Origin of the sequence: Sedimentibacter sp. zth1 (assembly GCF_017352195.1) — a bacterium.
GTDB lineage: Bacteria > Bacillota > Clostridia > Tissierellales > Sedimentibacteraceae > UBA1535.
Map to the genome: position 1 here is coordinate 2,593,477 of NZ_CP071445.1, position 21,758 is coordinate 2,615,234.

Annotated in this window: 19 protein-coding genes; 12 read left to right on the forward strand and 7 right to left on the reverse strand. The window is 28.4% G+C overall.

Going from position 1 to position 21,758, the window contains the following annotated elements; genetic code table 11:
• Positions 1-236 precede the first annotated feature (236 nt).
• The 4 genes from JYG23_RS12435 to JYG23_RS12450 all read left to right on the forward strand — a co-directional run bounded on the left by JYG23_RS12435 (position 237) and on the right by JYG23_RS12450 (position 8,634).
• Positions 237-1,487 carry an S-layer homology domain-containing protein gene (locus JYG23_RS12435; protein WP_207235992.1) on the forward strand — a complete coding sequence of 417 codons (1,251 nt, stop codon included), beginning with the start codon at positions 237-239 and terminating at the stop codon, positions 1,485-1,487.
• Between the two features lie 12 nt (positions 1,488-1,499).
• Positions 1,500-6,740: an Athe_2463 domain-containing protein gene (locus JYG23_RS12440; RefSeq protein ID WP_207235993.1), complete on the forward strand. Its 5,241-nt coding sequence runs from the start codon at positions 1,500-1,502 to the stop codon at positions 6,738-6,740.
• Between the two features lie 94 nt (positions 6,741-6,834).
• Positions 6,835-7,005 carry a hypothetical protein gene (locus JYG23_RS12445; RefSeq protein WP_207235994.1) on the forward strand — a complete coding sequence of 57 codons (171 nt, stop codon included), beginning with the start codon at positions 6,835-6,837 and terminating at the stop codon, positions 7,003-7,005.
• Positions 7,006-7,059: 54 nt separating this feature from the next.
• Positions 7,060-8,634 carry a recombinase family protein gene (locus JYG23_RS12450; protein ID WP_242631572.1) on the forward strand — a complete coding sequence of 525 codons (1,575 nt, stop codon included), beginning with the start codon at positions 7,060-7,062 and terminating at the stop codon, positions 8,632-8,634.
• 34 nt (positions 8,635-8,668) lie between these two features.
• Here the strand turns inward: JYG23_RS12450 and JYG23_RS12455 are convergent, their stop codons facing one another.
• The 4 genes from JYG23_RS12455 to rsgA all read right to left on the reverse strand — a co-directional run bounded on the left by JYG23_RS12455 (position 8,669) and on the right by rsgA (position 11,053).
• The gene (locus JYG23_RS12455; RefSeq protein WP_207235995.1) at positions 8,669-9,106 is read right to left on the reverse strand and encodes a manganese catalase family protein; all 438 of its coding nucleotides are present in this window, start codon (positions 9,104-9,106) and stop codon (positions 8,669-8,671) included.
• Between the two features lie 22 nt (positions 9,107-9,128).
• Positions 9,129-9,638, reverse strand: coding sequence for a spore coat protein CotJB (locus JYG23_RS12460; RefSeq protein WP_207235996.1), 510 nt, complete (start codon positions 9,636-9,638; stop codon positions 9,129-9,131).
• A 3-nt stretch (positions 9,639-9,641) separates the two neighbouring features.
• Positions 9,642-9,839: a spore coat associated protein CotJA gene (locus JYG23_RS12465; protein WP_207235997.1), complete on the reverse strand. Its 198-nt coding sequence runs from the start codon at positions 9,837-9,839 to the stop codon at positions 9,642-9,644.
• A 149-nt stretch (positions 9,840-9,988) separates the two neighbouring features.
• Complete coding sequence (gene rsgA, locus JYG23_RS12470) at positions 9,989-11,053, reverse strand: ribosome small subunit-dependent GTPase A (RefSeq protein ID WP_207235998.1); 1,065 nt, start codon at positions 11,051-11,053, stop codon at positions 9,989-9,991.
• A 453-nt stretch (positions 11,054-11,506) separates the two neighbouring features.
• Here rsgA and JYG23_RS12475 point away from each other — a divergent pair, with 453 nt between their 5' ends.
• From JYG23_RS12475 to JYG23_RS12485, 3 genes are read left to right on the forward strand one after another with little or no spacing between them, the layout of a single operon-like run.
• Complete coding sequence (locus JYG23_RS12475) at positions 11,507-12,505, forward strand: nucleoid-associated protein (RefSeq protein WP_207235999.1); 999 nt, start codon at positions 11,507-11,509, stop codon at positions 12,503-12,505.
• A 36-nt stretch (positions 12,506-12,541) separates the two neighbouring features.
• Positions 12,542-13,321, forward strand: coding sequence for a YdcF family protein (locus JYG23_RS12480; RefSeq protein WP_207236000.1), 780 nt, complete (start codon positions 12,542-12,544; stop codon positions 13,319-13,321).
• Positions 13,322-13,380: 59 nt separating this feature from the next.
• A complete protein-coding gene (locus JYG23_RS12485) occupies positions 13,381-15,072 on the forward strand; it encodes a methyl-accepting chemotaxis protein (RefSeq protein WP_207236001.1) in 1,692 nt (563 codons plus the stop codon).
• Between the two features lie 65 nt (positions 15,073-15,137).
• On the opposite strand, the gene JYG23_RS12490 is transcribed toward JYG23_RS12485, so the two are convergent.
• From JYG23_RS12490 to JYG23_RS14915, 3 genes are read right to left on the reverse strand one after another with little or no spacing between them, the layout of a single operon-like run.
• Positions 15,138-15,527, reverse strand: a complete 390-nt coding sequence (locus JYG23_RS12490; RefSeq protein WP_207236002.1) for a hypothetical protein — start codon at positions 15,525-15,527, stop codon at positions 15,138-15,140.
• A gap of 48 nt (positions 15,528-15,575) precedes the next feature.
• Positions 15,576-16,319 carry a TldD/PmbA family protein gene (locus JYG23_RS14910; protein ID WP_242631573.1) on the reverse strand — a complete coding sequence of 248 codons (744 nt, stop codon included), beginning with the start codon at positions 16,317-16,319 and terminating at the stop codon, positions 15,576-15,578.
• A 17-nt stretch (positions 16,320-16,336) separates the two neighbouring features.
• Entirely contained in the window at positions 16,337-16,540 is a 204-nt protein-coding gene (locus tag JYG23_RS14915; RefSeq protein ID WP_242631574.1) for a hypothetical protein, read from the reverse strand.
• 486 nt (positions 16,541-17,026) lie between these two features.
• Here JYG23_RS14915 and JYG23_RS12500 point away from each other — a divergent pair, with 486 nt between their 5' ends.
• The 5 genes from JYG23_RS12500 to JYG23_RS12520 all read left to right on the forward strand — a co-directional run bounded on the left by JYG23_RS12500 (position 17,027) and on the right by JYG23_RS12520 (position 21,717).
• Positions 17,027-17,707: a peptidoglycan-binding protein gene (locus tag JYG23_RS12500; protein WP_242631575.1), complete on the forward strand. Its 681-nt coding sequence runs from the start codon at positions 17,027-17,029 to the stop codon at positions 17,705-17,707.
• Between the two features lie 746 nt (positions 17,708-18,453).
• Positions 18,454-20,202: a methyl-accepting chemotaxis protein gene (locus tag JYG23_RS12505; RefSeq protein WP_207236004.1), complete on the forward strand. Its 1,749-nt coding sequence runs from the start codon at positions 18,454-18,456 to the stop codon at positions 20,200-20,202.
• A gap of 189 nt (positions 20,203-20,391) precedes the next feature.
• Positions 20,392-20,925 (forward strand): class IV adenylate cyclase, encoded by a 534-nt coding sequence (locus JYG23_RS12510; protein ID WP_207236005.1) that lies wholly within the window; start codon positions 20,392-20,394, stop codon positions 20,923-20,925.
• Between the two features lie 192 nt (positions 20,926-21,117).
• Positions 21,118-21,408 (forward strand): hypothetical protein, encoded by a 291-nt coding sequence (locus tag JYG23_RS12515; RefSeq protein ID WP_207236006.1) that lies wholly within the window; start codon positions 21,118-21,120, stop codon positions 21,406-21,408.
• A gap of 57 nt (positions 21,409-21,465) precedes the next feature.
• Positions 21,466-21,717, forward strand: coding sequence for a hypothetical protein (locus tag JYG23_RS12520; RefSeq protein ID WP_207236007.1), 252 nt, complete (start codon positions 21,466-21,468; stop codon positions 21,715-21,717).
• Positions 21,718-21,758 lie beyond the last annotated feature (41 nt).

The following is a 21,758-nucleotide window of genomic DNA, read 5'->3' on the forward strand; positions in this document are numbered from 1 at the left end:
TAACATAGGAGTGATACATGCGGATAAAACTTTTTTTATGTTTATTGATTGTTGATAAAATATGCTATAAATGCTTAAAAATATTGAAAAACACACAAATATTTCAATATTTTTATTGATAATCATATCAAAATATGGTAAAATAGGTATATAAAGAATATGTAAAAAACTTTCATGACATACTTTTTTTAGCATGTCGAATGATTGATTAATGTAAAAGAGTGAGGTAAAAAATTATGAAGAGAATATTAAGTTTTATTTTTATTATATCAATGGTTTTAGCAATGTTTACTACAATTTATGCAGACGTAAATTTTACTGATGTAAAAGAAACAGATTGGTTTTATTCAAACGTAAAAGAAATGGTAAACTTAGGAATGATTGAGGGTTATCCTGATAATACATTTAAACCTAGAAAAGCTGTGAAAGCAGATGAATTTATAAAAATGGTATTGGTAGCATTTAATTATGATATACCCGAAACAGACAGTACATATTGGGCTGATAAATTCATTAAAATCGCAGAAAAAGAGGGTATTGTAAGTAAAAATACTGTTTCAGATTATCGTTTTGAAATAACTAGAGAACAAGTTGCAAGAATAGTTACAAATACATTATTCAAAACAGAAGCCAGACCTACATCAACGTATGAAGAATATATTAAAAATGCAATGTTTGATTATCACTTGATAGCTGATGAATACAAGCAAGATATGATAGATTGTTATTCTTTAGGAATTATGCAAGGTGATGATTTAGAAAAAGTGAATCCACAAAAAAGTATTACAAGAGCAGAAGCAACAGCAGTTATTTTGAGAATGATTGATAATAACAGAAGATTAGAATGTAATTTCAATGCTGATGTTGAAAATAGTGAGTTTACAATAAATGATATTGAGGGTAACCCACATACCTTTATAGCCCCAATATTTAATGGTGAACCAGCACAAGAAATGATTGATATTGCATATATACTTCAAGAAGAAATGCAAAAGACCAAAGGTGCAGAGTTTTTTTCTTCATCCATTGGGGGAAATGATATTGGATTTACAGGATATGAAACACAAGTAAAACAAGATTTTTGCTATGATGATAATAATTTGACTAATGAAAATTTAGCATTAATGAGTAAATACACTGATTTTGACTTTAATGTTGACTTTTTAGAATATAAAACAGAGTATAGCCCTTATGAATTGGTTTTGTGGAAAAATATTGCATGGGCTTCTGATGAAAAATATAAAGCACAGTGGGATTTATACAAAGAATATTTTTCAGAATATTACAAAGAGCCTTTTGAAAAAATGTTTAAATTATGGTTTGAAGATGAATTTGAAACCGCTTGGAACTTATTTATGACAGGACTTTCAAATACTGATGTAGAGTATACTGTTATTGAAAAAACAATAAATGAGAGAAATTTTTTTATACAATCTGATAATAGTTTTGTTACTTTTGCAGTTTCATTAAAAGGTCAACATAAATAAAGGGGTGTTAAAATGATAAAGAAAAACAAGCTAACTTCTTATATATCGTTTCTGTTAGTATTCTGTATTTTACTAACCAATTTTAATTATATAAATATAGCAAATGCAGATACATATGATATTGACTATATAGGTGTAATCGGTGCTGGCGGTTATGAATATGCTACAAAGGACACTATATTACCCGACAGTATATTTTGGGTAAATAATCAAAATTTAAGATTAAACTTAACAATACTTGAAGAAAAACATTTAATTGTTTATGGATATTATGGAAATGTAACTAACAATGATTTTAAAAATGCTACCAATCCAACAGGTGCAAATGATAATTCAACAGATATTCAAAATGCGGGATTTTACAGAGATAAAGACGGTAAAAAAGGCGAATATCGTTATCATGGCTATACTTTAGAGGGCAATTTATATACAAATGCTAATTTCCCTGTTGATGTTGGAATGAAAAAGCCCGCCGACCGATACAAATATATGTATAGACGTTGGGAAAAAGGTACTCCATATTATGATTATACAGAACCAAGTGGTTTGAATAGAATAGCAACAGGTGAGTTACATAGTACAGAAAATAAAATTGAAAAGGCAAAAGGCACTATTTCAGACGTATTAAAATATAGCGGTTTTAATGACTTAGGCATAGTTCCAAATGGAATAGGTGGCAAAAGTAAATATGCTTGCGATTATGCTAATCTTATGACAGTACCAACACACTTTTCTATTGGTGATGTAGAAATGCGACATTTAGCAAGCAATGGCTCAAAATGGTATGCGGACTTTACTTCTAAGCCTGTGCTGCCAAATAAAATTGCACCAAAAGCTAAAGTAACTTTAAGTGATATAAAACAAATTGATTTAAACGAAGTAACAGAAAATAGCAACGTTGATATTTCAGTAACTGTAAAGGGTAATATTGAAGATAATGCGTACTATAAACACCCTATTGATAAGAATTTATATTATACAAGAAATGATATAAAATCTTGGACTGTTAAGTTGATGAATACAACAAATAGCGGTGATATACAAGAAGTAAAACTATCTAAAGAGGGTAACTATGATAAGAGTGCAGTAATTGATAATAAGGTTGAACATACTTTTAACATTACAATACCTTATTCATGGTTAAGAGATAAAGTTGACAAAAACGGAAAATTTAATTTAGATGGTGTTCTAATTGCAAGTGTAAAAGCACATTATTACGATACTGATATTTTTTCTTTTGCTGAAACAAATGGCGGTGTAGGTGCAAAATTCACAGAACCTATTAAGAAAGATGAAGAACCCGAGTTTGAAGAAGAAGAAGATATAGACTATAAAGAAATATTAATAGACATTCAAGCACCAAGAGAAATGCTTGATACTGAAAAATTTAAACTTCATGACTATACAGATTATACAAACGTTGTAACAACAGAAGTATACGTTGAGGGTAATCTTTTAAGTGATTATGAAGCAAACCAATTTATGAATGGGCAATACCTATTTCCTTTGATAGCAACAGACAAAATATATAACTATACTATTGCTATGACAAATGAATTAGACATGACATGGACAAAAAATGATTTTGTAAAAGTGTATCAGACTAGACCAAATGCAAAAATTACTTTAAGTGGAACACAAAAAGAAAATAGAGCATTAGTTGCTAATAATGATATGGGTGCAAGATACTTAAATTCAAGCTATTTCTTATCAAGAGCAAGCTTATATACAGATAGTTTTACAATAAGCGGAAATGAAATATATGTAAATAGTCAAGATGATAGCAAAATTGAATTTTTAAGTAAAAGTGCTGATGAAAATATAAACATAAACTTAAACATTCATGCAGTAGTAAAACCACGATATATAGAAAGAAATGATATTCCCGAGTGGTATCATCATGGTGAGCATGAATATAATTTACACGTTGTACCCGACTATAAACCCGCAATAGTATCTAACATATGGAACTATGTATTAACAAGACAAGAAACATTAAGCTATATGCTTGATATTGTATCAGTTGACGGAGATAGTATTTCAGCACAATCATTTAAAATGTATTATGACAAAGATAATGACGAAGTACCCGAAACACTAATTAAAAGCGGTAATGTAGACAATTTAAAAGGATATAAGCCCGATAAATTAGGAAACTATAAAATAGTATTCTATGCAGAGGAAAGCTTTGGAGAACCTACATATAGTCAATTCATTACAAGTGCAGATAAAAGAAGTGCAACACTTGAAAAGACTTTTTATGTACAGAATTTAGCACCAAGTACAGAAATATATGTTGATGTACCTCAAAACTATCCCGAAGTAGATATAATAATGCTTAATGATGAAGCAATAACAAGGGAATTAAATAACAAAATAATATCAACAAGAGTTGATTTTATGAATGAGATAATAAGAAATAGCTTAAATCCAAGTGTGCAAGTGTGGGATTTACATACATATATAGATGAATTTGAGATGAAAGATGATAAAAATACGGGGAGAAGTTATCCACCCGCTTCAATAAGCTATAACAGTGGAGGGTATACGGGAACATTAAAAAGAGATAGTGTAACTAATAATTCTTATGAGGGTAAAATTGGTACAGAGTCTAAAGAAGTAAGTGATAGTTTTAATGCTAGTAATACAGAGTCTATCAAATATAATCAGTTTGGAGGTCAAATCTATCACAATAACCCTCAATTACCTGCAACAAAAACAAAAAACGGACACACTTATAAAAAAGGTGCGGGTACAAGAACAAGTGTAAAATATGGCTATTCTACTTATACAGATGAAGAAGGTAATGAGGTTGAATATACAAGCTCTAAAACAATAAAATGGTCTGTTAAATATTCCGCAACTTGGACAGAAATTGTAGATGTATATGGTACAATTAATGATTATACGGGATATTATAAAGGTATAGTATATAAACCTACAAAACAAGAGTTTAGACCTACATATAGAGATACAAGTAATAAATACATTATTTACTTTGCAAACAATAAAGTTAGTAATATTGCTGATTATCAAACAATATTAAGTAAAGCAGATAGTAAAGTTATAGTGATTGGTAATTCTACAGTAAAAAATGATAGTAGAATTAAAAAAGATTTATTTATTGATTGTTCAAAAACTCTTGAAGATATTCAAAAAGAAATAATTGAATTTATATCAAATGATAATCCACAAGAAAGGGGAATTGTAGTTTTGGTTAATGAGCCTTTTATGATCAGCTACGCTGATATAGATATTGAAGGAGATATAATTCAAGATTATGGTTTTCAAATAACTCATATACCAACATTTTTTGATAATTCAATGGGACAAGCAGAAAATACAAAAAGTGTATTTAGTGAAAACGGTTATACTTCAACTAAATTACCTACAGTATTAACAAAGTCGGGACTATATACGTTTTATCGTAAAGTAAAAGACATACCAATTGACAAACCAAATCAAAGTGAATTATCAAATGACGGACAAATTAGAATACAAGCACATAGAAAACCTATAGCACAAGCAACACTTGATTGGACTTATGACAATACAAAAGGTATATATTTAACAAATTGGGTAGATTTATCATATGACCTAGATTTACAATTTCAAGATAAAGAAAAACAAAAAGGTATAAGGGAAAGAAAAATCAAGTATCGTGAAGTTGGAACTACTGAATGGATATATGAAATTCCTCAAAGTTTAGAGCCAGCAAAGTATGAACTTGAATATACTGTAAAAGATAACTTTAATGTGTGGAGCGAACCGTTTATAATGAATTTTGAATTACCTTTAATTCCGCCACCACAATTAGAAGCAAAATTAAAAACAGAACTTTCACAATTTAGTTTGAATGGAGTTCCAGCAAGTGAAAATCTAATAGCATATGACATACATACACGTTATCCATTTGATTTAAAACTTGAATTGACTTTGATGAAAGACAATATAAAAATTGTACCAACAAAAACATTAACTTATTCAATAAGTACAGCAACAAAAACAGGACAAGACATAACTTGGAATGATATAAAATACAACATTCCTGCAACACTAAAAAGTGATAATTATTCAATGAGAATAAGAGCTGTTGATACAGCAGTACCAACAAGATACAAAGATGTATTTTTCAATGTAAAAGTTAAAACACCAATTAACTTGCAGGCAATGCTACAAGGTAAAACAACAGGTATTAAAATTACAGCAGATAAAAATTATTCAATGACAGCAACAACAACCAAGTATGTAAATAAAGCATATACAAATTCAAACGTAAAAGTAACCATGTTTAATGGAACACCGTATGCAAAAACATATACTTTAAATGGTGTATACACAAATTGGAATTTGATTACTTCTACTTCATCAACAGCACCAGATGGTAATTATACAGCAAAATATGTTGCTATACTTCCAAGTGGGGAACAACAAACAAAATATTTAGCTTATGAATATATTCACAATACTCCACCTGTAATTGATGATAGTGAAATAAAAGCAAATATCAATGATTCATACATATATGAAAATGATGATGTTTCGTTTTTACTTAAATTCCATGATGAAGACCTTACAAAATTAAATATAAAGGTTGAATTGTATAAACAGTCTGACTTAGTGCATCCATTCAAAATTATCTTAAAAGATGTTAATCCCAACGGTACAAGCTATGATGATTACAATATAAACTTAATAGATGACATACCTTTAGGAGATTATAGACTTATTGCAACAATAACAGATGATTACGGAGAAACAGCAGTTGTAACAAAAGATTTCACAGCACATGATTTATGGATAGAAGGACATGTAAATCATGCACCAAAATGGGACGAAAACAGAAGCATATACAATGAAAAATACCCAGATAAATTTAGAGATGACAACACATATTGGAATGGTGAAGCACTAATGACAAGTGCAGAGACAACAACAATTAATGAAAAAAGTTCAGTAATATGTGAACGTGTATCAGTAGAAATTATAAATGATGATAGACCGATAGATAAAAAATACAAGCAATGGCTTGATGCAGATAATATAACTAATGACAAGTGGAACTTAAGCTATTGGGATGAAGGATGGGTAAATGATAACGGTTATGTCATAATAAAATGGGGAAGTGATAAAAAGCAAGAATTAACATTAAGATTTACAGCATATTTCAATAATGACTGGGTTGAAACAAGCGATGTGAAGATATATATTGACAACCGTGAGGATTTTTGGCAACTTCATAGATCGTGGTAAATAAAAATAATTAAATTATAAAACACACATATTTTAATCTTATGTGTGTTTTTTTTATTTTAAAAACATATCTTATAATGAAAGAGGTGATAAAATGGCATCCAGAGTACAAGTCAAATGCAAAAATGTTTTCAAAAATAAGGATGATGTTTTACTAAAGGATGATTTTAATAAGAAATTTGTCGAATTAATTAATCAAATAGAAAAAAATAAAACGGGTATTATCTTTAAAGAGGATTTACAAGTCATTACTAGTAAGGTATAATTTTATCGTGTAGTAATGGTTTGTTTTATCTCTTTTACAAAGGAGATAGAATTAATGAGTATTGAAAAATATAATGATGATATGAAGGTTGCAATTTATTGTCGTTTGTCAGAGGAAGATAGAAATAAACAATTTGAAACAGATGATAGCAATAGTATTCAAAACCAAAAGTCAATGCTTATTCAATATGCTCTTGAAAAGAGTTGGGAAATTTATAAAATTTACAGCGATGACGATTATACAGGTGCAGATAGAAATCGACCTGAATTTAATAAGCTTCTTTTAGATGCAGAAAATCATAAGTTCAATATAATTTTATGTAAAACTCAATCAAGATTTACAAGAGAACTAGAGCTTGTAGAGAAATATATACATGGCTTATTCCCACAATGGGGTATTAGATTTGTAAGTATTGTAGATAATGCAGATACAGCCAACAAAGGAAATAAAAAGTCAAGACAGATAAATGGACTTGTAAACGAATGGTATTTAGAGGATATGTCTGAAAACATTAAGAGTGTATTAGTCAATAAAAGACAAAATGGATATCATATTGGTTCTTTTGCATTGTATGGTTATATGAAAGATCCTAATCAAAAAGGGCATTTGATTATTGATGAGGAAGCAGCCGAAATTGTAAGAGAAGTTTTTACTCTGTTTTCTAAAGGATATGGAAAAACTGCTATTGCTAGAATTTTAAATGACAGAGGAATACCAAATCCGACAGAATATAAAAGATTACATGGGTTAAGATATAAACAACCTAAAAATAGTACACTTTGGAAATACTTTGCTATATCTGATATGTTAGCTAATGAAATTTATATTGGTAATATGGTACAAGGCAAATATGGCAGCATTTCTTACAAAACTAAGATAAATAAACCAAGACCTAAAGAGGAATGGTATATAGTAGAAGGAACTCATGAGCCTATTATTGAACGTGACCTTTGGGATAGAGTTCAGGATTTAATTAAGCAAAAGGCAAAACCCTTTACAATAGGTAAAATAGGTTTATTTGCTAAGAAAGCACGCTGTATGCATTGTGGTTATACTATGCGTTCAACTAAAAATCATGGTTATTATTACTTGCAGTGTTGCAATAAGTATGTAGCAAAAGACGCATGCATTGGTTCTTTTATTCCTGTTAAAAAGTTAGAGCAAGTAGTTATAAATGAGATAAATAGACTTGCCAAAGAATACATAGATAAGGATGAAATAGAACAAAAAATAGAATTTAATAATAATTTAAACAAAGACAAAAGAAAATTAGAGCTTCAGATTGTTACTTATCAAAAAAAAGCAAATGAATATACTAAAGGGATACAAAATCTATATTTGGATAAAGTAAAGGGAATAATAAATGAAAAAGAGTATATTGATTTTTCAAAAAACTTTACTAAAGAAAAGGAACGAATAGAAAGATTAATAATTGAATATCAAAATCAAATATCAGATATTGACAAAAAAATTTCTAAAGGTGACAACAGACGTCAACTTATAGAACAGTATACAAATCTTGAAAAATTGGATAGGGAAATCGTTGAAAAACTAATAGACTATATTTTAGTTGGAAAACGTGATGAATTAACACATGAAGTACCTATAGAGATACATTGGAATTTTTAGGTTCTTTGCTGTTTTTTCGAGTGAAGAACCTAATTTATATATGTTGTTTAAACAAAAGCGCACCATCTCCAGCCATATCATTATATAAATCTGCTACAGGATTTCCTTTTGCTTGAGTGTAGGTTGCAGTCCAAGGCACTCCGCTTGAATCAGTATAAAAAGGACAAAATTCATGATTTGAATAGTATCCGTCAAAACCCGCGGCTATAAGTTCTTCCTTAGTTGCACCTTCGAGAAGCTTTTTGAATAGTGTAGCAATCATTTCCATATGACCTAACTCTTCGGTACCTATATCAGTAAGTAATCCTTTTAATTCATTTATAGGCATTGAAAATCTCTGGGTTAAGTAATTCATGCTTGCACTAGACTCGCCATCTGGTCCTCCATATTGATTTAAAACATTTCTAGCCATTCTAACATCCCGATTAGAAACTCTAACAGGATACTGTAATTTTTTTTCATATATAAACATACAAATTTACCTCTCTTTCAAATTAAAATTCTTGTTCCCAAGGCCATGGAGAATCTAAATATCTCCATGTTCCAGACATATCTGCTGAATAATGATCTAGTGGCCCATAATTTTTAGTGAATTCAGTTTTACATTGGGCTAATTTAGTACAATATTCATTATGTCTAATAATTGCAATTGGATCGTTAGGATGGGTGTCTAAAAATAATGCGCTATCCAATGTTGCAAGCTGATATTTCATAATTTTCATCATTAATTCTTTTCTATCTTTTTCAGCATCCATATCGTTGTTGCACATTGATTTTTTATCTATATATTTATTGTACATAGCTTTTTTACCTTTATCTTGTTCATACATATATCTGTATTGTTCTAAATTCTCAAATTCTTCAAATTCTTCATTATCTTTAATACTATACATTTCTTTTAATTTTTGCCAATCGTTTTTATTATTTGTTTTTTCAATGTTTTTCATCATATTCTTCAAATTATTATTCATACCTTTAATTTTAAAATTATTAGATTTAGTCATAAATTACACCTCTCTTATTAAATATGAACTATATGGAGTTACTAAATCAGGAAAAAGGGTTCCAAATTCAAATGCTTCGTCAATTTCTAAATATTCAGGATTAATTTGGTATGGTACATATCCATATCCAACTGTTGCTTTTTCAGGCATATATGGAACTAGTGGCTTATAAACATCATAAATATCTTTGTTTAATTTCAATTAATTCATTCCTTTCAAATTTTTGTTTTTTTATATACAATTTTGTATAACTTTATATAAACAATGTATTCTTTTTTACATAAAATGTTCAAGGAATAGCTAATTTTAAAATAAAAAAAGTATAGCAAAAATGCTATACTTAATAGAAATCATCTAATTTTATAATCACTAAATTTATTTTTTTTATTAATTTTATTTTGTCTTTTCTTTTCAAGTGCAGATTGTTTTCTAAGTTCTTTTATTCTTGCAAATTTAGATTCTTTTTGTAGCTTTAAATAAGTTTTGTATTTTTCTTCTGTTAAGCTACCATTTTTGATAGCATTTAATATTGCACAGCCTGGTTCATTTGTATGCGTGCAATTATTAAACTTGCAACGAGTTACTAATTCTTCTATTTCAGAAAATTCTTCTTGTAAGCCTTCGTCAACAGTCCACATTCCAAGTTCTCGCATCCCAGGTGTGTCAATTATCATTGTTCCACTTTCAAGCATGATTAATTCTCGGTGTGTTGTAGTGTGTCTACCCTTATCGTCATCTTCTCTAATGTCATTGACCTTCATAATTAAATCTTTTGCTAAATAATTTATTAGTGATGATTTTCCAACACCAGATGAACCCAAAAGAACAATTGTTTTTTGAGATTCAATATATTTTTGTAGTTTATCAAATCCCAAACCTGTGTATGAGCTAACACAAAATACATCTGTTCCAATAAAATAATCCTCTACTTTGGACTTGCACTCCAAATAATTTTCACACATATCAGCTTTTGTGAGTACAATTACCGGAGTTGCACCACTGTTAAAAGTAACTGTAACATATCTTTCTAATCTTTTAATATTTAAATCATTGTTTAGTGACGAAACAATAAATACATAATCAAAATTTGCTGCTACAATTTGTTCTTTACTATAATGAAAATCTATTCTTGAGAATTTACTTTTTCTATTGAGTACTTTGTAAATTAAATTGTCGCCGGTTTTATTGTCAAGTACTAATACAAAATCCCCTACAGTAGGGTAGGTAGTATTGTTAAAATTAAAAAACTCTGAGCCCTTTAACCTTGCTCCTTTAATTTCATTTTCAGTTTTTATAGTGTATCTTTCTTTTTGCACTTCTATAATTCTTGCTACAGAAAATTTATTGTTGTCTATGTCGTCAACTTGATTTTTGAAAAATTCTGTATAACCATAGTCGATTAAATCTTTGTTCATTCATTACCTCCAAAAAATTGTTAGCCTTTGTAAAATACATTTCTACTAAGTTTATTTTTGGCAATAAAAAACACGACCTAAGTCGTGTTATAACCATATTTAGTTTGGTTGTACATGAAAGGCTTTGTTTGCACAAAAACAAATAGTCTAAATACTATATGTTTTTGTAGTATTAAATTATAAAAAAATCACCTTTAAAATATTTTTCATAATAAATCAACTCCTTTCAAATTTGAGTGTATATACAATTAGTATATGATATTTTCCATAAATGTCAATAAAAAAGTTATAGATGTTGAGAAATTTATTTTAAATTGTTAAATGTAGGTGGAGTGTTTTAGGATATTTGTATTTTATGGGGTTGCGTAGCAACTTTTTTATTGTTTTATAATATTTTGTATAGTATATTTATAATGAAATAGTAAAAAATTATTTAAAAATTGAGGGGATAAAATGGAAACAAATATTATAATTCATAAGGCAATAGTTCATATTCTTGATATGTCAGTTAGCTCACCTATACTTAGCGATAATTTATTAGAGGTTGATGATGATATGTTTGTATATATTGCAAAGCATATAGAAAAAATTATGTTCAATCCAAGTAGTAAAAAGTATAAGCTTTCTAATACTACTGAAAACTGCGAGAAACTTTTAACTTTTGAAGCTGAAAAGTTTATAGAAATAACTCAGGAGTTAAGTAAAAATATTTTTGATATAATGAAAAAGTGTACTGATATAAATTCATGCGACTTGTTATTTTGCTTATATGAAACTGAAAATATTAAAAAACTATGTATGCTTAAATTGAGCTATAAGGAAAGCTACATTCATAGAATCGACGATTTAGAAGGAAAAAGATTAAATAGAATAATTAAATATAAATCTACATTGCCAAGTGCTTCGCAAAAATCAGATGAAAATTTTATTTATGAAATAGAAAATCAAACTTTATTTATAAATGAGAAGAAATATGAAATAGAAGAAGAAAGAGCAACTGTTTTTTCAAATTTTGTTTTTAATCAGCCGTTTACATTATCACCAAAAGAAACATATGATGCTATAGATAAAGTTTCTAAAAAAATGGTAAAAGAGTACTTTGATAATAATATAGAAAAGAAAATTAATATAAAAAAGGAAATAGTGGATTCATTTAATTCAAAAGGAACGATAGATTTAAATAAAATAACTGATACTGTATTTGAAGCAGATTCACAAGTAAAGCAAGTTTACAATGAGGAACTAAAAAGCACTGGCATTAAAGACGAAAAAGTAAAACTAGATTATAAATTAGATAAGAATATAAACAAAAAGCAAAAGATTAAAACAGAAGAAGGTATTGAAATAGTGATACCAGTAGAATATCTAGACAATACCGACAAAATTTCGTTCAATACAAATGAGGATGGAACTGTAAATATTGTGCTGAAATCATTAAATAATTTAGGATAGTCGGGTTTGAATATAAAAAAATAAGGTTGTGTGATAATGAAAAATAAAATTGTTAATTACGTATTATTTATAGTAGGTGCAGCTTTAATTATATACTATATAAAATTAACATCAGTTATGGGGCATATAGCCTTTAGTAAATATTTATGCTTAGGTGGAATAGCTTTGTGTATTGTATCTTTAGTTAATACTATTTTTGAAAACAATAAAACATATTGTAAAATTAGAAAAATACTCAATATTATATTATGTGTTTTTTTAATTATATTTTTAGTAACAGAAGCCTTTATTGGTTATTGTGGGTTGCAGGAGAATTATGAAAAAAGTGATTATACGATAGTTTTAGGAGCAGGTCTTCGTGGAGAAAATATGACATTAACATTAAAGCAAAGAGTGGATACAGCGCTCAAATATTTAAAATCTTCAAGAAATACTGGATATGTTGTTGTATCTGGAGGGCAAGGTCAATATGAGGTAATAGCAGAAGCAGAGGCGATGAAAAGATATTTAGCAAAAAATCATATTAATGAAAAAATCATATTGATGGAAGGTTTATCAACAAACACATATGAAAATTTAGAATTTTCTAAAAACATTATAGAACTTCATAGTGGTAAATCAATAGATTCCTTAAACATAAAAATTGTTACAAGCGGATTTCATTTGTTAAGAGCAAAAATAATATGTAATGAGTTAGAATTTGATAAGGTCACTCTTTTAGCAAGTCCTATAAACAAGATTTTTATACCTACATATTATACTAGAGAGTTTTTTGGATTTTATAAGATGTTATTATTTGATGTATTGCTTGATTAACTGAAAGATTTTTGGGTAAATAATATATATTGGAAAAATAATAGCAGTAGGAGAATACTATGAAAAAATTATTGAGTAATTTAAAAATGAGTAAAAAACTAAATGTAGTTTTTGGAATCACATTCGCGTTGTTTTTAGCCGTTGTTGTTTTTACATCGATTTTAGTTATCGGAATGGGAAAAGACAGCGAAGATTTTTATGGTAATGCATATAAAAACATGATTACACAGTTAGAAACTCGAAAGGATATGAATGCATCAGCAAGAGAATTATTAGTAGCAGTAACAAGCACGAATAATGCAGATAAACAAGAGGCATTGGCAGAGGTAGAAAAAAGGAAAATAGCAGTTGAAAAAAATGTAGATTTGTTGGAAGGTAATACTAAAAATATTGATAATGAGCTTGTTAATTTAGATACAAATTTTACTGAATTAATTAAATATCATGATGAAATAGTACAATTAATCTCATTAAGTAGAACATCACAGGCATTGGCAATTTACCATTCAAAGTATAAACCAAGTTTTGATATTGTAAGTGACATATTGTCAGACATTGGGACTATATTAACTGCAAGAGCAGATGATACTGTAAATTCTATATCGGGAGCTGTTAGAATTAACAACATATTGTCATTAATAGTACTTGTAATAATCTTTGGTGTTGTTTTATTTTTATCTAAAACATTGTCTAGTGTAATAGTTAAGCCTTTAAAAGAGATTACAGAGGTAGCTAAACAAATGTCGGAGGGAAATATTAAGGTAGATGTTACATATGAATCAAAAGATGAAATAGGAGATTTAGCAAGATATTTAAAATTAACTTTTGCTGGACTTAATAATATAATAGAGGATGAAAAATATCTATTAGGTGAAATGGCCAATGGAAATTTTGATGTTAATACAAATGCAGAAGAAAATTACATTGGCGATTTTGAACAAATAATTATATCAATTAGACAAATTAATACACAATTGTCTTCAGCATTAGGACAAATTAATATTGCATCAGAACAAGTAAACGGTGGCTCAGAACAAGTTTCTTCAGCAGCGCAAGCATTGTCGCAAGGCGCTACAGAACAAGCTTCATCAATACAAGAGTTATCTGCAACAATAGCTGAAATTTCACAACACATAAAAAATAATGCAGAAAATACTAAGACTGCAGAAACAATGTCATCACAAGCATCTACAGAAATAGGTTTAGGGCAAAAGCAAATGCAAGAAATGATTAAGGCTATGTCTGAAATCAATCAAAAATCTAACGAAATAGGTAATATAATTAAAACTATTGACAATATAGCATTCCAAACTAACATTTTAGCATTAAATGCTGCAGTTGAAGCTGCAAGAGCAGGTGCTGCTGGACAAGGCTTTGCTGTAGTTGCAGATGAAGTTAGAAATTTAGCACAAAAATCAGCAGAAGCTGCAAAGGATACAACAATGTTGATTGCAGGAACTGTAGAAGCTGTAGAAAGAGGTTCTGAAATAGTAAACAGTACATTTGATTCATTTAATTTAATTGTTGAAAAAGCACAAGTAGTAGAAGAGAATATTCAAAAAATTACAGAAGCTTCAATTTTACAGTCGAATGCAATAGAACAAGTAACAATTGGAGTTGAACAAATTTCAGTAGTAGTACAGACAAATTCAGCAACTGCTGAAGAAACTGCTGCATCGAGTGAAGAGTTAGGTTCACAAGCTGAAACACTAAATTTATTAGTAGATAAATTTAATATAAAACAAGAATAGAATATTAATATTGAAGTAAAAGGGAATGGTTACAGCAATGATAAATTGCTTGTAGCATTCCCTTTTTAATTTAAAAAATTTGCATTTTCACTTGATACAATTTTAGTATCAATTTTTTTAACAAATATTTCTGCTGAGTTAACAAAAGCGGATTCTAAAACATCGTTTTTAAACAAAGCCTCACTCATTTTTGTAGCTGACTCTTCTAGCGTAAAATTAGCTAAACAACTTTCAATATTTATATGAGGTTCATTAATTGGTTTTGGCAATTCAAAGTATGGATTAATTGCGAAAGATGCAGAGTAATACGCATCCGAAATACTCTCTTGTATATCTATGTCATTCATTTCAGAATTTATAACACATTGACTGTTGCCAGTCTTGATTAATTCTCCATCCTCTATATCCTTGTAAACAGTGACATCATATTTTTTGATTTTACTTAACCTATTCATATCTAAAGATTTCTTTATAAAAACAACTCTACTGATTCAGTATTAACTTCATTTATAAGAAACTTTAACCCATTCTTTATAGCCTTTTCCACAAAAGCCACCACCTTCAAGCTTAACTTCTGAAGAAACCATAGAAATGGATTTTAACAAATCTGGAACATACCCTGTAAGTACAATAGGTGAGAAAATTTTGCCTGTAAGTTTTCCATCCTTGATTTCTCTCGCTACGTTTACCATACATTGAATACCCCAGTTTTTAGGATCTTCCATTCCACTTGTAGCATTTTCAAGTAAAAAGCCGTATGAGATAGATGCGATCATATCTTCAAGCTTGTCATTACCAGGTTCAAAAAAAGTATTAGTCATTCTAGTATAGGCTTTTCTATCAAAACCTTGTCTTCGACCATTACCTATTGCTTTTGTATTTAAATGCATTGCACTTTGTATATCACATATACCTTGTTTTAGTATGCCCTTATCTATTATCAAGGTGTCGTGAGCAATAGTACCTTTATCGTCGAAAAAGTAAGAGGCAACCTGTTTATATGAATTAGCACCATGACCAAATGCTTCATGTGCTATCATACCAGTTACTTCTGGTGTACAAATACAATCATATTCACCGGGTGTAATTTGTGTGCTATCAAGCAGCTCTAAAGCGGATTTTGCAATATTTTCAATATCTTTTTCCATGCTACTTAATATTTCTGCTCCACCTAAATTTGAGTATCCTTTGAAGGTGCTTTTTACCTCATCTCCTGCAGAACACATGACGTTAATAGAACTGGTCATCCACATAATATTTTGTTCTAGGTCTTTGTTTTAGATAAAAATAACTTGCTATAGCATTGAAAACTTGCTGATACAGAACAGTCCAGTATTCTATCATCAAACTCACAGCCCAATTTTCTAATATTTTTTAATGTATTAATGATAGCTTCATCACCTAATTCTTTTGGGTCAACAATAAAGTCTGTACTTTTGGAAAAATGTAATGCTTCGTCGTCAATCATTCCATAATTGCTTTTTTTAATGCCATCTGGAAGTATAGATTTAAATGAAACAAGTCTATTGCTAATATTGTTTATTATTTCGGGTATTAAATCTTCTGTTATTTCATTAAAGGAATATTCGCAGTAGCTATTGTTGTCATATACCTTTATTACAAAACCTCTATTAGTAAGTAATTGAGCATAAACTACTCTAATAGCAGATTTTGAAGCAGAATAAACTTTACTTACGGAATCGTCAGCTAAAATAGAAACATATGAATATTTTGCTAATAACTCATTTAGTAATTCTTTTAATATGGGTTTTACTTTGGTTAAATAAGTACTAGATTTAGTTTTCGTTATTTATTTACTCATATTCCTTAAAATGTAAAATAATTTCATATCCAACAATATTACATTCTAATATATTTGTCAATGTAAAATAATTGATACACTATGCTATACGATGTTCATATAATAATTATAAGTAATTTTAAGGAGGTAAAAATGTCGACAAAGGTTTTAGTTTATAATGATGATAAGGAAAATATGGAATTGTACTATTTGCAAGAAAAAGACACTATGCCATATGTAACCAACGGAACACTAACAGTTGGAGAATTTAGAGGTAGTTCAGATTCACCTACAATTTGGACCAATAGGAGTGTAATGGAATGTTGGAATACATTAAGAGAACGATGGGGGAAACCAATTGGTGTTAAATTCGCATTTAAAAGAATCTGGGAAGGTGGGCATGGAAGTCAATCACAGCACTATGCAGGAACAGCAATGGATATGGCACAAACATTTACTAATGAGGAAAGAGATCAGTTGAGGATACTGGCTGAAGAATTAGGATGCTGGGAATACGTTGAACCGGCAGAGCTAACACCCGTATGGGTACATGTTGACAAGAGATTAACTCCACCAGCATGTGAAGCTGGTTATATTAAATTAGCGCTGGGAAGCGTAAATACTAATGTACTTGTATTGCAAGATGCACTTAATACGTTGGGATTTATTGGTGCTGGACTAGATGGTATTTTCGGTCCAGGAACAAAAAATGCAGTAAAAGAATATCAGGAATCAAGAGACTTAGATCCTGATGGAGTAGTAGGTTGCGAGACGTGGCAAAATATAACTAAAGAAGTAAAAGGTACTGGAATGACGGATACTACAATATTATAAAAAATAGCGCTTAGTATGAATTGAATACTAAGCACTATTTTTTTAGACTTTTAGTACACCTATATTTATTTATTTCTTCATTATATTTTTATAAAAGAATAAGCATTTTATTTCAAAAAGTTGAGGCAATAATCTCGCAAAATTATTTAACTATTATATATTAAATTGTATCTCCAGTTTGTACGCTATATTTAAATAACTTAATGATTCCTGTTCAATACAGAAACTAGCTACTTAATATTACAAAGTCTTATTTGAAATTCTCCTTGACAAATTGTACAATTTAGCCTTAAATGTAATAAGAGTCTTTTTATATATGACTAAAAACAATTAAGGAAAGGAAAAATTATAAAAATGATTTATTTAGCATTTGTATTATTATGCATAATATCTATAAATATAATAAAATATTATATAACTGAAAACATTATTCCATTTCAAATTTATAAACCGGAGTATTATGTAAAATCAAATAGATTTAGCAATAAGATTAATTTGCATGTATACCCGAAATAAAAATACATATCTCTTAAAAGCGCATATATAATTAGGCGCTTTTTTATTTTGAAATAATTATTAAATCAAGTCTGAAAAACGAAATACTAATAATTAAAAAATAACACATATTGACAAAAAAATTATAAAAATGTAAAATATAGTAAAACAAGGATAAAATATATGTGGTTTATAATAATCTAATAGTAATTTTTATACATAAATTTATATTTAAAATTTGGAGGTTAATTATGTTTAAAAATGTTAAAATCGGCATGCGTATTTTATATTGCTTTATATTTATTACATTGTTAGTTGCTGGAACAATGATTATTACAAGTATAGGTACTGTTACAGTTGCTAATAATTTAGAGACTTTTTATGAACAATCGTATAATGAAAGTAATTTGGCATGGAGTATGAAAGAAAAATTATCCATTGCAGAATCAAATATGTATAAGTGCGCTTTGTATAATGAAAAAAGCATTGTAAAAGAAAATATTCAAATAATAAATGAGCAAATGGCAAATGTAAATAAAATAAGCTTGAAACTAAAAAGTACTGATGTTTATAAAAATAGTGAAAAACTAATTAAATTTGATGAGATAATAAAAGAAAGCGAACCATTAAGCAAACAAATATTAGAAGACTTACAATCTAATATGAAAACAAGAGCATTAAAAGTAATTAATGAACAATATATTCCATTAATTACAGAAGCAAATCAAATATTAGATGATATAGTTTGTAGTTCTAATACTAGTGCAATTGACTTCGTGGAAAATTCTCGTAGTTTTAAAAATAGACAAATTAGTATATTGGTGCTAATAGTAATAATTGATATATTATTTATAATATTAACATGTATAACTTTGACAAGAAGCATAGTTAATCCACTGTCAGAAATCAAAAATTCTATAGCTGATATGTCAAAAGGAAAACTTAATACAAAAATTAAGTATAATTCAAAGAATGAAGTTGGTCAGCTAGCAAAAAATGTTAATGCAACTTTAGAAGCATTGAGTGCATACATTTCAAATATATCAGATATACTGGGAAATGTATCAAAAGGAAATATAACAGATAGTGTAGAAATGGATTATATTGGAGATTTTAAGCCTATAAAAGATTCGTTGATAGAAATAATTGATTCCTTAAATACAACTTTAATTAAAATAAATGAGACAGCCCAGCTAGTAACGGATGAGTCAGAACAGGTTTCAAGTGGTTCAATGGCATTATCAGAAGGAACAATCCAACAAGCAAGTTCTATACAAGAATTATCAGCATCAATATCTGAAGTAGCAAATAAGGTTAATAAAAATGCTGAAAATGCAAAAGAAGCAAGTAAAATGTCAGAAAAAACAGTTATCGAAGTAAAAAATGGTTATGATTTAATGCAAAATATGATGGAAGCAATGGAAGATATCAGATTAGCTTCTGATCAAATCCAATCAATAATTAAGGTTATAGATAATATAGCATTTCAAACAAATATACTTGCATTAAATGCAGCAGTTGAAGCAGCAAGAGCTGGAGCGGCTGGAAAAGGCTTTGGAGTTGTAGCTGAAGAAGTAAGAAATTTGGCAGCAAAAAGTGCAGAATCGGCTAAAAATACTTCTTTACTTATACAAAATGCTATAGATGCTGTAGAAAAAGGATCTCAAATAGCTCAAAACACATCTGATTCACTCAAGCTAATAGTAGAAAGTACAAAAGAATCAACAAAACTTATAAATTGTATATCAGAGGCTTCTAATGAGCAATCTAATGTCATATCACAAATAAATGAAGGCGTAGAGCAAATATCAGCAATTGTACAAACTAATTCATCTACTGCAGAAGAAAATGCTGCATCAAGTGAAGAATTATCTGCGCAGGCACAAACATTAAAAATGATGGTATCGATTTTTGAATTAAAAACAAGAAATACTGAATTTGAAGAAGAAAGCGCATCTGAATTAAAAAAAGATGATTTGATATCATCTCTAATGGATTAACAATAAAACGTAAAAAGGCATCTTGTGAATTGGTAAGTTGCATTATATATACATAATATATATATAATAAAGGTAAAATCAATAATAAATAGAACAAGTTATATTAATTGTATAGACATAGTATTGTATGACGTGTTAGTATAAACGAAATGTTACATTATTAACTAATTTATTTAAGAGGTGTATTTGATGAATGAAATTGAAGTAAAAGTTTTATATATAAACAAAAATGAGATAATAAATAAACTTGAAAAATTAGGTGCAAGACTAGTAAAAAATGAAGAACAAATTAACATAAGGTTTGACACAGGAAATAGCCATTTAAAAAATACATATCATGGGTATTTAAGAATAAGAATTACAAAAAACAACCTAGATGGTAAAATAACAAATACATTAACACTTAAAAAAAATTTATCAAGAGAAAAATTTAGAGTTAATGAAGAAATAGAAACAGAGATATCTAATGTAGAAGAAACTATAAAAATACTTCAATCATTAAATTTAATCAAAAAGAAACCTGCCAACAAACATAGAATATCATATATTTATGATGATATATTATTTGAAATAGATGAATGGGACAAAACAATTTACCCTTATCCATACTTAGAAATAGAAGTGAAAGATAAAGATAAATTAGAAAGAGCAATTGATTTATTGGATTTAGACAGAGAAAATGTTACTGCAAAACCAATTGATGAGTTATTAAAAGAACAATAAGATACAATTATATAGTAAATCCAGTATAGTTAGGTTATATTTGAATTATAAAAAAATATATATACTATATAAAATTAAAATATTTATTTTTAAAAATAATACAAAGAATTCACAAAGGAATAACTAATACATACATTAATATTACAGATACTAACTATTTCTGAATTGAAATACAGGTAGAGGTGATAGGGATTGATAGATCCTATGTTAACATTATTAGTCGTTCCTTTTTTAGCTAACAATAAACAGTTTAACACGTCTAATTTGCATCAATTGATTGACATAATGGATAATCTGAATGATTTTTCTTGTTATATGAATAATAGAAACAACAATTATAATAGTAGAAGGAATAATAACAAATATAGAAATTATTATAGAAATGGTGGTAAAAAGAATAATGTAAAAAGAGACAATGAATATTTCGACAGAGAAATATTTCGAAAAATAAAGGATTTTCTGAATGAACTTAATGGGGATTAAGTCGCAAAAATAAATTCTATTAATATTATAAGTTAAAATTAAAATGGGGGTATTAAAATGTTAAATAATTTGCAAAATTTATTTGGCAACGGTGATGGATTGGGGGGTTGTGATAACCTATTATTATTTTTCCTTTTATTTGTGGCAATTAGTTGCTTTTGCTGTGGTGATAATAACAACGGAGATAATAGCTTGTTAAATGCATTTAATGGAATGAGTGGAGGATGCGATAGCTTACTATTCTTCTTCTTATTATTAATCGTGTTGTTTTGTTCAAATGATACAAAGGGCGAATGTGGTGCTAATTAGATAAAATTAATAAAAAAGCAAACATGTCTTATAAAATGTTT

Bases quoted from the DNA above. Each gene is read 5' to 3' on its own strand.
- JYG23_RS12435 (WP_207235992.1), top strand. From the start codon at position 237: ATGAAGAGAATATTAAGTTTTATTTTTATTATATCAATGGTTTTAGCA.
- JYG23_RS12440 (WP_207235993.1), top strand. From the start codon at position 1,500: ATGATAAAGAAAAACAAGCTAACTTCTTATATATCGTTTCTGTTAGTA.
- JYG23_RS12445 (WP_207235994.1), top strand. From the start codon at position 6,835: ATGGCATCCAGAGTACAAGTCAAATGCAAAAATGTTTTCAAAAATAAG.
- JYG23_RS12450 (WP_242631572.1), top strand. From the start codon at position 7,060: ATGAGTATTGAAAAATATAATGATGATATGAAGGTTGCAATTTATTGT.
- JYG23_RS12455 (WP_207235995.1), bottom strand. From the start codon at position 9,106: ATGTTTATATATGAAAAAAAATTACAGTATCCTGTTAGAGTTTCTAAT.
- JYG23_RS12460 (WP_207235996.1), bottom strand. From the start codon at position 9,638: ATGACTAAATCTAATAATTTTAAAATTAAAGGTATGAATAATAATTTG.
- rsgA (WP_207235998.1), bottom strand. From the start codon at position 11,053: ATGAACAAAGATTTAATCGACTATGGTTATACAGAATTTTTCAAAAAT.
- JYG23_RS12475 (WP_207235999.1), top strand. From the start codon at position 11,507: ATGGAAACAAATATTATAATTCATAAGGCAATAGTTCATATTCTTGAT.
- JYG23_RS12480 (WP_207236000.1), top strand. From the start codon at position 12,542: ATGAAAAATAAAATTGTTAATTACGTATTATTTATAGTAGGTGCAGCT.
- JYG23_RS12485 (WP_207236001.1), top strand. From the start codon at position 13,381: ATGAAAAAATTATTGAGTAATTTAAAAATGAGTAAAAAACTAAATGTA.
- JYG23_RS12490 (WP_207236002.1), bottom strand. From the start codon at position 15,527: ATGAATAGGTTAAGTAAAATCAAAAAATATGATGTCACTGTTTACAAG.
- JYG23_RS14910 (WP_242631573.1), bottom strand. From the start codon at position 16,319: ATGACCAGTTCTATTAACGTCATGTGTTCTGCAGGAGATGAGGTAAAA.
- JYG23_RS14915 (WP_242631574.1), bottom strand. From the start codon at position 16,540: ATGATTGACGACGAAGCATTACATTTTTCCAAAAGTACAGACTTTATT.
- JYG23_RS12500 (WP_242631575.1), top strand. From the start codon at position 17,027: ATGTCGACAAAGGTTTTAGTTTATAATGATGATAAGGAAAATATGGAA.
- JYG23_RS12505 (WP_207236004.1), top strand. From the start codon at position 18,454: ATGTTTAAAAATGTTAAAATCGGCATGCGTATTTTATATTGCTTTATA.
- JYG23_RS12510 (WP_207236005.1), top strand. From the start codon at position 20,392: ATGAATGAAATTGAAGTAAAAGTTTTATATATAAACAAAAATGAGATA.
- JYG23_RS12520 (WP_207236007.1), top strand. From the start codon at position 21,466: ATGTTAAATAATTTGCAAAATTTATTTGGCAACGGTGATGGATTGGGG.